The organism is Comamonas sp. Z1, from assembly GCF_008121555.1.
GTDB classification, from domain to species: domain Bacteria; phylum Pseudomonadota; class Gammaproteobacteria; order Burkholderiales; family Burkholderiaceae_C; genus Comamonas; species Comamonas thiooxydans.
In genome coordinates, this window is sequence record NZ_VOQT01000001.1 from 225,379 (window position 1) to 236,737 (window position 11,359).

8 protein-coding genes are annotated in these 11,359 nt (G+C 64.4%); 4 read left to right on the forward strand and 4 right to left on the reverse strand.

Going from position 1 to position 11,359, the window contains the following annotated elements; all coding sequences use genetic code 11:
* Positions 1-106: 106 nt before the first annotated feature.
* The 3 genes from FSY45_RS00995 to FSY45_RS01005 all read left to right on the forward strand — a co-directional run bounded on the left by FSY45_RS00995 (position 107) and on the right by FSY45_RS01005 (position 3,088).
* On the forward strand, positions 107-1,447 hold the full coding sequence (locus tag FSY45_RS00995; protein WP_046462079.1) for an aspartate aminotransferase family protein: 1,341 nt from the start codon (positions 107-109) through the stop codon (positions 1,445-1,447).
* An 84-nt stretch (positions 1,448-1,531) separates the two neighbouring features.
* Complete coding sequence (locus tag FSY45_RS01000; RefSeq protein WP_080944517.1) at positions 1,532-2,398, forward strand: amino acid ABC transporter substrate-binding protein; 867 nt, start codon at positions 1,532-1,534, stop codon at positions 2,396-2,398.
* 27 nt (positions 2,399-2,425) lie between these two features.
* Positions 2,426-3,088, forward strand: a complete 663-nt coding sequence (locus tag FSY45_RS01005; RefSeq protein ID WP_148747891.1) for an aspartate/glutamate racemase family protein — start codon at positions 2,426-2,428, stop codon at positions 3,086-3,088.
* Between the two features lie 158 nt (positions 3,089-3,246).
* Here FSY45_RS01005 and FSY45_RS01010 read toward each other — a convergent pair whose 3' ends face one another.
* The 4 genes from FSY45_RS01010 to FSY45_RS01025 form a co-directional block, all read right to left on the reverse strand.
* The gene (locus tag FSY45_RS01010; RefSeq protein WP_046462076.1) at positions 3,247-4,710 is read right to left on the reverse strand and encodes an efflux transporter outer membrane subunit; all 1,464 of its coding nucleotides are present in this window, start codon (positions 4,708-4,710) and stop codon (positions 3,247-3,249) included.
* Positions 4,711-4,722: 12 nt separating this feature from the next.
* A complete protein-coding gene (locus tag FSY45_RS01015) occupies positions 4,723-7,953 on the reverse strand; it encodes an efflux RND transporter permease subunit (RefSeq protein WP_046462075.1) in 3,231 nt (1,076 codons plus the stop codon).
* 22 nt (positions 7,954-7,975) lie between these two features.
* Positions 7,976-9,214: an efflux RND transporter periplasmic adaptor subunit gene (locus tag FSY45_RS01020; protein WP_046462074.1), complete on the reverse strand. Its 1,239-nt coding sequence runs from the start codon at positions 9,212-9,214 to the stop codon at positions 7,976-7,978.
* 179 nt (positions 9,215-9,393) lie between these two features.
* On the reverse strand, positions 9,394-10,230 hold the full coding sequence (locus FSY45_RS01025; protein ID WP_046462073.1) for an alpha/beta hydrolase: 837 nt from the start codon (positions 10,228-10,230) through the stop codon (positions 9,394-9,396).
* A 176-nt stretch (positions 10,231-10,406) separates the two neighbouring features.
* Between FSY45_RS01025 and FSY45_RS01030 the strand changes: the two genes are divergently transcribed.
* Complete coding sequence (locus FSY45_RS01030) at positions 10,407-11,333, forward strand: LysR family transcriptional regulator (RefSeq protein WP_003066462.1); 927 nt, start codon at positions 10,407-10,409, stop codon at positions 11,331-11,333.
* The last annotated feature ends 26 nt before the right edge of the window (positions 11,334-11,359 follow it).

Here is an 11,359-nt window from a genome sequence, read left to right on the forward strand (position 1 = left end):
TACCTCTTGACGAAACATTTGTTCCATCAAATACTTTATTCAGAACATTAGTTCCATTTCACAGCAAAACAGCCAAGCATCCGTATCAGTTTTCGGAATACTCCCAATGACGCACGTCTTTCACCGCCATCTGCGAACAGCCCCACCCATTGCCGTATCAGCTTGCGGAATGCGAATTCAGGACGCCAGCGGCAATAGCTACCTGGACGCATCCGGGGGCGCAGCCGTTTCCTCACTGGGGCACGGGCATCCGGACGTGATTGCGGCGATGCATGCCCAGATCGACCAGCTCCCTTATGCGCATACCAGCTTCTTCAGCTCTCGGCCGGCCGAGGAACTCGCAGACGAGCTCATCCGCACAGCGCCTGAGGGCATGAGCCATGTGTATCTGGTCAGCGGTGGCTCCGAGGCGGTGGAATCCGCATTGAAGATGGCACGCCAGTACTTTGTGGAAATCGGAGAGCCTGAGCGCACACATTTCATTGCCCGGCGACAGAGCTACCACGGCAATACCCTGGGTGCTCTGGCCGTCGGCGGAAACGAATGGCGCCGCGCTCCTTTTGCCCCCATTCTGGTGCCTGCCACACATGTAGCGCCTTGCTACCCTTATCGCGAACAACGCGCCGATGAAACCCCCGAGCAATATGGACAACGGCTGGCGCAAGAGTTGGATACGGCCATCCTCGCCCAAGGTCCGGGGCGAGTCATCGCCTTTGTGGCGGAGACCGTGGGCGGAGCAACGGCAGGCGTGTTGACTCCGGTACCAGGCTACTTCAAGGCCGTGCGCGAAGTCTGCGACCACCATGGCGTGCTTCTCATCCTCGATGAAGTGATGTGCGGCATGGGACGGACCGGGACTCTGCATGCCTGCGAGCAGGAAGGCATCAGCCCGGACTTGATGACCGTCGCAAAGGGACTGGGAGGCGGCTATCAGGCCATAGGCGCCGTGCTTGCAAAAAAACACATCGTTGAGGCCATGTCTTTCGGCAGCGGCTTCTTCCAGCACGGGCACACCTATCTAGGACACCCCGTCGCCTGTGCTGCGGCGCTTGCCGTCCAGCGGGTCATCCACCGGGACGGACTTCTGACCAAGGTGCAGGAGGACGGCGCCTTCTTCGGTGCGCTGCTGCGCGAAACCTTCGCCGACCACCCTCACGTGGGGGACGTGCGCGGTCGTGGCTTCTTCTGGGGCATTGAGCTGGTTGCAGACAAAGCCGAGAAACGCCCCTTCAACCCGGCGCTCAAGGTCAATGCAAATCTCAAGAAGGACGCCATGGCGCGGGGCCTGCTGTGCTATCCGTTCGGAGGCACTGTCGATGGAGTCAACGGAGACCATGTGCTGCTTGCACCGCCCTATATCGCCAGCCGCGATGAGCTCAAGACCATTGCCAGTCTGTTGGCAGAGTCCGTGGACGCCATCACCCGGCAAGCCGCCATCGCGGCCTGAAGACTCCCACTCCCCGTTCTCAACCCCACTCTCTCATTCAGGAATACCATGCGCTTGTCTATCCGAAACGTCGCGGCTGCTGCCATGATGGCCACTGCTCTTGTCCCCGCACTGGATGCCCTCGCACAGGAGTCGCCTACTTTGAAAAAGATCAAGGAGAGCGGGACTATCACCCTGGGTCACCGCGAGGCCTCCTTCGGGTTCTCATACATCTCCGATACCGCCACCCCCATCGGCTACAGCCTCGACATCTGCATGAAAATTGTGGACGCCATCAAGGCCGAGCTGAAACAGCCCAAAATCGATATCAAGTACCAGGTGGTGACGTCGCAGAACCGCATCCCTCTTGTGACGAACGGGACGGTCGACCTTGAGTGCGGCTCCACGACCAATTTGGTAGAACGCCAGAAGGACGTGGCATTTTCTCCGGACATCTTCCGATACAACGTGCGCATGGCAGTCAAGGCCAGCTCAGGCATCAAGAGCATTGCTGACTTGCAAGGCAAGTCGGTTGTCACCACCGCAGGCACGACTTCGTTCCGACTTCTGCGTGAAACCAACCGTGGCAAGGTGCTGGAGGTCACACAATTGTCCGGGAAAGACCATCTCGACTCCTTTCTGCTGCTGAATTCGGGCCGCGCAGCCGCCTTCGTGCTCGACGACATCTTGTTGGCAGGTCTTATCGCGAACACCCAGAACCCGAAGGAATTCATCATCACGGGCGAAAACCTGCGCACAGAAAATCAGTCTCTGATGCTGCGCAAGGACGACCCGCAGTTCAAGGCGCTGGTAGACCGCGTGGTTGTCGAAATGATGAAATCAGGCGAAATGGAGACGCTTTACAAAAAGTGGTTCATGTCGCCGATTCCACCGAAGGGGACCAACATCAACTACCCACTCAACGCAGAAACCAGAGAAGGCTTCGAGAATCCTTCTTCAAAGGGCATCTGACATCCTCGAACTTCCAGGCACCAACATATGACTCGGATTGCTCTCATTCACGCCCTTAGCCATTCGGTCGAGCCCATCAACGCCGCCTTCGACCGAGACTGGCCGCAAGCCGTTCGCATGAACCTGCTGGACGACAGCCTGTCGGCAGACCTCGCACGAAGCAGCCACGGACTCGACACAGCCATGCACAGGCGCTTCGAGGTCCTGGCCGACTACGCAGTGGGCACGGGTGCCCAGGCTATTCTCTTCACCTGCTCGGCCTTCGGCCCCTGCATCGATGCGGTCGCTGCGCGGCATGCCGACCTCCCGGTGCTTCGGCCCAATGAGGCCATGGTGGCCGAAGCCCTGCGACAGCCCGGAAAAATTGGACTCATCGCGACTTTTGCGCCCACGCTGAAGTCGATGCCGCCCGAGTTCGGTCCGGATGCCGACCTCGTTCTGGCTCTGGCCGAAGGCGCGTTGCAGGCCATGAATGCGGGAGACCTGGCCCGCCACGACGCTCTCATTGCAGCCCAAGCCGCTCGCTTGAGAGACGAAGGATGTAGCCGCATCGCTCTGGCGCAGTTCAGCATGGCAAGAGCCAGGGCGGTTTGCGAGCAAGCGTCGGACCTGCCGGTACTCACCACGGTGGATAGCGCGGTACGCGCACTGAGGAATGCGCTTTGCAATCCGGTCACCACGCGGGGATAGGCTAGAGCCCGCCTCTTAGCGGCCAAAGACCTTTGTGCCGAGCTTCATCACTCAACGCAGAGAGGCAGCTGCCGACAGCGGTAGACGCGGGCCGGCACAGAGCCTGCGATGATGCTGCATCTGGGCCCAGCTCAGGCCTGCCCGAAACAGGCCCCTCCTCATCCGCGAGCCGCAGGCGACTCACCGCTATCCCAGCCTCCGCCCAACGCACGAATCAGCGCCACTGTGGCCGTGTACTGCGCGGTGCGCACCTGCAGGGCCTGGCGCCGGTTGCGCAGCTCGTTGCGGCGCGCATCGAGCAGCTCCAGCTGGCTCACCAGACCGTTGCGGTAGCGCACATCCGAGAGATGGGTGGCGCGCTCCGAAGACTGCACGGCCTGCCCCAGCACGCGGGCCTGACCCGAGAGCAGGCGCAAGGCACTGAGCTGATCCTCGACCTCCCGGAAGGCCGCGAGTACCTGACCGCGCTGGGCGGCCACGGCGGCCTCCAGACGTGCACGGGCCCCCTCTTCCTGCGCTGCGCGCTGGCCGCCGTCGAAGATGGGCAGAGACAGCAAGGCGCCTATGCCCCAGGAGCGCGCCGACCACTTGAACAGATCGCCGAGCTCCGTCGAGGCATAGCCGCCATTGCCCGTGAGCGTGATGGCCGGAAACCATGCGGCCTGGGCCACGCCCACGCGCGCCTGGGCCGCCAGCACCGATGCCTGGGCCGCCGACACATCGGGGCGGCGTGCCAGCACCGTCGCGGGCACGCCTGCCGGAATCACGGGCAGCGTTGCCAGCACAGGCTGCGCAGCCAGCGTGAAGCCAGTGGCGATATCGCCGACCAGCACGGCCAGCGCATGCGTGAGGGCTGCCTGCTGGCGCTCCAGCGCCAGCGTCTCGGCCTCGGTGGCCGAAACCTCGGTCTGCATGCGCGCCACGTCCAACTCAGCCGCATCGCCGGCACGGAAGCGCTTCTCGATCAGTGTCAAGGTCTCGCGATAGGCCACCAGACTCTGCTCGACCAGCTGGCGTTCGGTCTGCAGCGAACGCAGCTGCAGATAGGTCTGCGCTACATCGGCCTGCACCATCAGGCGCGTGCTCTGCAGCAGTGCTTCGCGTGCATTGGCATCCTCGTGCGCTGCTTCGCTGGCCCGCGACAGCCTGCCGAACAGATCCGCTTCGTAGGAGAAGTTCAGGCCGGCCGTGACCAGGGTGGTGGGCTGCAGGCCGCTCGCGGTGTTCAGCCCGGCCTGGCGCACAGCGCCGCCCGAGACCCCGATCTGCGGCTGCCGCTGGGCATCGGCCGAGCGCAGCAGCGCACGGGCTTCGGCCAGGCGTGCCGCAGCGGTCTGGACATCGGTATTGGCTTCACCCGCACGCTCCACCAGAGCGCTGAGTTCGGTGTCCGCAAATACCCGCCACCAGGCACCGCGCGGCTGGGCCTCGGCCGGGGCGGCCTGCGTCCAGCCCGCGGCTGCGGCCTGGGCGCTGAAGCTTGCTGGCACTGCAACGCCGGCATGCTGGTCCACCGTGGGCGGTGCGCTGGCGCAACCCGCCAGCACCAGGGCTGCCGTCAGCGCGCTCAGGGACGGCATCAGGGATCGAATGCCTTGCATCGTTTTCATATCGGAATCCATGGTTGATTGGGCTTATTCGTCATGGCCGCGTGGCGCAGCAGGCATGGGCAGGGCCGAGGCGCCGTGACCCGGCTCGCTGATCGGCGCCACATGGCTGCCATGCTGCTGCAGCGGACGGTTGCCGGCCAGACGACGCAGCACCACATAGAACACCGGCGTGAGGAACAGGCCAAAGGCCGTCACACCGATCATGCCGGCGAACACCGCCACGCCCATGGCGCTGCGCATCTCGGCTCCCGCGCCCGTGGACAGCACCAGGGGCAGCACGCCCATGACAAAGGCCAGCGAGGTCATGAGGATGGGGCGCAGGCGCAGGCGGCTGGCTTCGATGGCGGCCTGCACGGGCGTGCGGCCGGCAAATTCCAGCTCGCGGGCGAACTCCACGATCAGGATGGCGTTCTTGGCCGACAGCCCCACCAGCACGATGAGCCCGATCTGCGTGAACACATTGTTGTCACCGCCGCTCAGCCACACGCCCGTCATGGCGGCCAGCAGGCCCATGGGTACGATGAGGATGATGGCAATAGGCAGGGTCAGGCTTTCGTACTGAGCCGCCAGCACCAGGAAGACCAGCAGGATGGCAATGGGGAACACCAGCACGGCGGAATTACCGGCCAGGATTTCCTGGTAGGTCAGCTCGGTCCACTCGAAACCTATGCCGGGCGGCAGGGTTTCGGCAGCAATGCGCTCGACGGCTGCCTGGGCCTGACCCGAGGAGAAGCCAGGAGCGGGCCCGCCATTCACGTCGGCGGCCAGGAAGCCGTTGTAGCGCATGGCGCGCTCGGGCCCGAAGCTGGGTTCGAGCTTCATCAGCGCCGACAGCGGCACCATCTCGCCCGTGGTGGAGCGCACCTTGAGCAGGCCCACGTCTTCGGCACGCGCCCGGTAGGCGGCATCGGCCTGGACGCGCACGCTATAGGTGCGGCCGAACTGGTTGAAGTCGTTGGCGTACAGGCTGCCCAGGTAGATCTGCAGTGTCTCGAAGATATCCGTCACGGGCACGCCGAGCTGGCGCGCCTTGGTGCGGTCGATGGCGGCATAGAGCTGGGGCACGTTGACCTGCCAGCTCGTGAACAGGCCGGCCAGCTCGGGCGTCTGGTAGGCCTTTGCCATGAAGGCCTTCACGGCCGCGTCCATGGCGTCGTAACCCAGCGAGGCACGGTCCTCGATCTGCAGCTTGAAGCCGCCGGTCGTTCCGAGGCCAGCCACGGGCGGTGGCGGGAACATGGCGATAAAGGCTTCCTGGATGCTGCCAAAGGCCTGGTTGAGCTGGCCCGCCACTGCACCGCCGCTCTGGTCGGCATGCTTGCGCTCGGCAAAGGGCTTGAGCGTGACAAAGACGATGCCCGAGTTGGAGCTGTTGGTAAAGCCGTTGATGGACAGTCCGGGGAACGCGATGGCATCCTCCACATTGGGATTGTTCTTGACGATCTCGCCCATGCGGCGGATCACGTCTTCCGTGCGGTCCAGCGTGGCGCCATCGGGCAACTGGGCAAAACCGACCAGATACTGCTTGTCCTGGGCCGGCACAAAGCCGCCGGGCACCAGCTTGAACAGACCCCAGGTCGCGCCCACCAGCACGGCGTAGATCACCAGCATCAGCGCCTTGCGGCCGATGACGCGCTGCACGCCGCCGCTATAGGCATCCGAACCGCGACGGAACAAGGCATTGAAGCGGCGAAAGAACCCGCCCAGCACGCGCTCCATGCCGCGTGTCAGCGCGTCCCTGGGCGCATCGTGGCCGCGCAGCAGCAGCGCGGACAGCGCGGGCGACAGGGTCAGCGAGTTGATGGCCGAGATCACCGTCGAGATGGCGATGGTGGCCGCAAACTGGCGGTAGAACTGGCCCGTGAGGCCGCTGATGAAGGCCAGGGGCACAAACACGGCGCACAGCACCAGGGCGATGGCGATGATGGGTCCGCTCACCTCCTGCATGGCGCGGTAGGTGGCCTGGCGTGGCGACAGGCCGGCCTCGATATTGCGCTCCACGTTCTCCACCACCACGATGGCGTCATCCACCACGATGCCGATGGCCAGCACCAGGCCGAACAGGCTCAGCGCATTGATGGAAAAACCCAGCAGGTGCAGCACGGCGAAGGTACCCACCACCGAGACCGGCACGGCCAGCAGCGGAATGATGGAAGCGCGCCAGGTCTGCAGGAACAGGATCACCACCACCACCACCAGGGCCACGGCTTCCAGCAGGGTCTGGATCACGGACTTGATCGAAGCCCGCACGAATTGCGTGGGGTCGTAGGCGATGCGGAACTCCACACCTTCAGGCATGTGCTTTTGCAGCTCGGCCATGGTGGAGCGCACATTGGCCGAGATCTCCAGGGCATTCGAGCCCGGAGCCTGGAACACGCCCATGCCTACGGCGGGGTCGTTGTTGAGCAGGGAGCGCAGCGAATAATCGGCCGCGCCCAGCTCCAGCCTGGCCACGTCGCGCAGGCGCGTCACCGCGCCGTCGGAGCCCGTCTTGACGATGATGTCGCCAAACTCTTCCTCGGTCTGCAAGCGGCCTTGCGCATTGATGGACAGCTGCATGTCGACGCCAGGCAGGCCGGGCGAGGCGCCGACCACGCCGGCCGCTGCCTGCACGTTCTGGCCGCGGATGGCAGCCACCACGTCGGCGGCCGAGAGACCGCGCTGCGCCACCTTCTGCGGATCAAGCCAGGCACGCATGGAATAGTCGCCGCCGCCGAAGATCTGCACCTGGCCCACGCCCTGGATGCGCGCCAGGCGGTCCTTCACATTGAGCACGGCATAGTTGCGCAGATAGTCGATGTCATAGCGGCCGTTGGGCGAGACCATGTGCACGACCATGGTCAGGTCGGGGGCGCTCTTGACCGTGGTGATGCCCAGGCGGCGCACTTCCTCGGGCAGGCGCGGCTCGGCCTGGGAGACGCGGTTTTGCACCAGCTGCTGGGCCTTGTCGGGATCGGTGCCCAGCGCGAAGGTCACGGTCAGCGTCATCACGCCGTCGGTCGTGGCCTGGCTGCCCATATAGAGCATGCCTTCCACGCCGTTGATGGATTCCTCCAGCGGCGTGGCCACGGTTTCGGCAATCACCTTGGGGTTGGCGCCCGGGTACTGGGCGCGCACCACCACCGAGGGGGGAGCGACCTCGGGGTATTCCGAGATCGGCAGCGTCCGCATGGCGATCAGGCCAGCGAGAAAGATGAGCACCGACAGCACACCCGCGAAGATCGGGCGGTCGATGAAGAATCTGGAAAGGTTCATGGTGTCGGAGGATTAAGGGTTCTCAGACCGTAGGTTGCTTGGCGGCTCCGCGGCCATCGGCCAGCTCGGCCTTGGCATCCATGGGCACGTCCTGAGGCGCGACCACTACGCCGGGGCGCACACGCTGCAGTCCGTTGACGACGATGCGCTCGCCGGCCTTGAGGCCCGAAGTGACCACGCGCAGGCCGTCCACCGGTGCGCCAAGTTGCACCTCCCGGTACTCGGCCTTGTTGTCAGCGCCAATCACCAGCACGAATTTCTTGCTCTGGTCCGTGCCCACGGCGCGCTCGTTGATGAGCACGGCCTGGGTGGTCTGGGGCTGGCCCATGCGGATGCGCGCGAACTGGCCGGCCATGAGCGTGCCGTCCACATTGCCGAACACGGCCCGCACGCGCACCGTGCCGCTCTTGGCATCGACCTGGTTGTCTATGAGCTGCAGATGACCGGCATAAGGCGTGCCGCCACTGGTACCCACCCCCATCTGAACGGGAATGGTTTCAATCAGTGCACGCGTGCTGCGTCCCTGGCTTGCGCTCTGCAGACCCTGCAGCGCCTGGGCCACGATCTGCTCGTCTGCGTCGAAACTGGCATACATGGGGTCCACCGATACCAGGGTGGTCAGCACCGGCGCTCCGGCCCCCGAGCTCACAAGATTGCCCACCGTGACCTCGATGCGACCCACGCGCCCGCTCACCGGAGCCTTGACCTGGGTGTAGCCCAGGTTCAGCTTGGCGGTCTGCAGTGCAGCCTGGGCGGCGCGCAGATTCGCATCGGCCTCGCGCCGGGCATTCACGCGCTCGTCGTATTCCTTTTGCGCGATCGCCCGCTCGTCCCACAGACGCGTGGCGCGCTCGGACTCGCTCTGGGTATAGGCCATGCGCGCCTTGGCGGCAACGACCTGGGCTTCGGCGCGATCGACTTCTGCCACATAGGGCGCCGGGTCCACGGTGAACAGCAGATCACCGGCCTTGACCAGCGCGCCTTCCTTGAAATGCACGGCCTGCACCGCTCCCGAGACGCGCGGCTGCACATCCACACGCTGCACGGCTTCGAGGCGGCCGGAGAATTCATTCCACAGCGTTACGTCCTGCTGCAGGACCTGGGCTGCCGAAACTGGCACAGCTGGCGCGGCGGCTTGCGCAGCGGGCGCTTCGGCATGCGATGACAGGCCCAGCATGGCAGCGGTCGTGGCGATCACGGCAGCGGCGACGCCGACGGCGGCCCACCGGCGGCGGTTGGAGAGTTTGGAGTGCTCGTTCATGGCAATGTCTTTATTCAAGGGTTGAAAGCGGTAGCGGCTCTTTCGGCGGCAGGCAAGACTCATCCCTTCCAGCGCTCAGGCCAGGAATCGAATGAGAAAGAGAAGAAAAAGGCGCAGCCGTGCTGCTTCCGGCCCAGGGGGCCGGATCAGGTCAGCGGTATCAGCAGGGAAAGATCAGCTCAGAGCCGACATCGGGTGGTTTCAAAAAACTGGCGCAGTTGCTCCTGCAGCTGCGCGGCGCAAGGGCAGGACTCGGGCGGCTGCTCCAGCAGTGCCTGCGGCCATTGCCCGGCTTCGGCAAACACATGGCGATGCACGCTCAGGCCGGCAGCTTCCAGGCGCGCGCCATAGTTCAGTGCCTCGTCACGCATGGGGTCGGCCTCGCCGACCAGAATCAGCGTCGGCGGCAGTCCCGCGAGACGGCGGGCTCGCGCCGGCACCGCATAGGGGTGCTCAGCATCATGCGGCTCGCCCAGGTACTTGCACCAGCCCGAAGCCCATTTGCATTCGACGGACTCGCCCTGGGCGGCACGCTGCGAAGGCGTGGCCGAGCAAGGGTCCAGCATGGGAGAGATCAGAATCTGCCCGGCCAGCGGGGGCTGCTGCTGATCGCGCGCCATCATGCAGACGCCAGCCGCCAGATTGGCGCCGGCCTCTTCACCGGCCAGATAGAGCGGAGCGCCCTTTCCAGCCAGCTTGGTGCGTTGCTTGTAGGCCCACAGCAGCACCTCGTAGCCCAGCTCCAGCGGACGCGGAAACGGATGCTCGGGTGCCAGCGGATAGGCCAGCGACACCACGCATGCCCCGGCCGCCGCCAGCGAGCTGCCGACGGTGCAACCGTTGTCCAGATCCCCGGCCACAAAGGCGCCGCCATGAAAATGCAGCACCAGCGGGACCACTTCGCCGCGCCGCTTGCCGCCGTATATGCGCACATCGGCCTGCACACCGTCGGCCACGGAGATCGTGGTGTCGGTATGAGGAATCGGCTCCGATGCGGTGGCTTTGGTGTTTGACATGGATTTTCCGGACAGGACCGGGTGATGGAACAGAAATGTAGCAACAGCAAGTGACGGTATAAACCCCGCAAACGCGGCCACACTGTTTCCAATTCTCGAACAATGACGGTGTGAGCTGTGTGTGAGAATCCCGCATCCTCGGCGAGTCCGGGTTTTCGCGAGGACAAGGAGATCCCATGGATCAGATACAGGCCATGCGTATTTTCGCGCGGGTCGTGGAAGCCGGCACTTTCACGCGTGCAGCCGATTCGCTGCAAATGCCAAAAGCCAGTGTGACCAAGAACGTTCAGGCGTTGGAAGAGCGCCTGCGCGTGAAGCTGCTCAACCGTACCACGCGTCGCGTCACCGTGACCGCCGATGGTGCGGCCTATTACGACCGCGCTGTGCGCCTGCTCGCCGACTTCGACGACCTCGAGGCCAGCGTCAGCCAGGCCCGCACCACGCCGCGCGGGCGCCTGCGCGTGGATGTGGGAACCACCGTGGCGCGTCTGCTCATCATTCCCCATCTGAGTGAGTTCCAGTCTCGCTATCCCGAGATACAGATCGATCTGGGCGTGAGCGACCGCACCGTGGACCTGATCAGCGACAACGTGGACTGCGTAATCCGCGGCGGCGAGCTGGCCGACCAGTCCCTGGTGGCGCGCCGCATCGGCAATCTGGAATTCATCACCGTTGCCGCACCCGAATATCTGCAGCGCCACGGCGTGCCCCGGCACCCGCGCGATCTGGAGTCCGGCCATCGCAATGTGATTTATTTCTCCCCTGTCTCGGCGCGGCGCTATCCGCTGGAGTTCCACAAGGGCGGCGAAGTGATAGAGATCGCCAGTCCCGCCCACCTGGGCGTCAACGAAGGCAATGCCTATATCAGCGCCATCCTTGCCGGCCAGGGCATAGGACAGCTCAGCCGCTTCCAGATTCACAAGTACCTGGAAAACGGCCAGCTGCAACGCGTGCTGGAGGACTGGAAGCACCCCCTGCTGCCGATCTACGTGGTCTATCCGCCCAACTCCCACCTCAGCGCCAAGGTGCGCGCCTTTGTGGACTGGGTCGTGGAGCTGTTTTCGCGCAATCCGCTGCTGCAGGGCGAAAGCCGGCCCGCCTAGTCAGGCAGAGCCCCATTCGTCAGGCC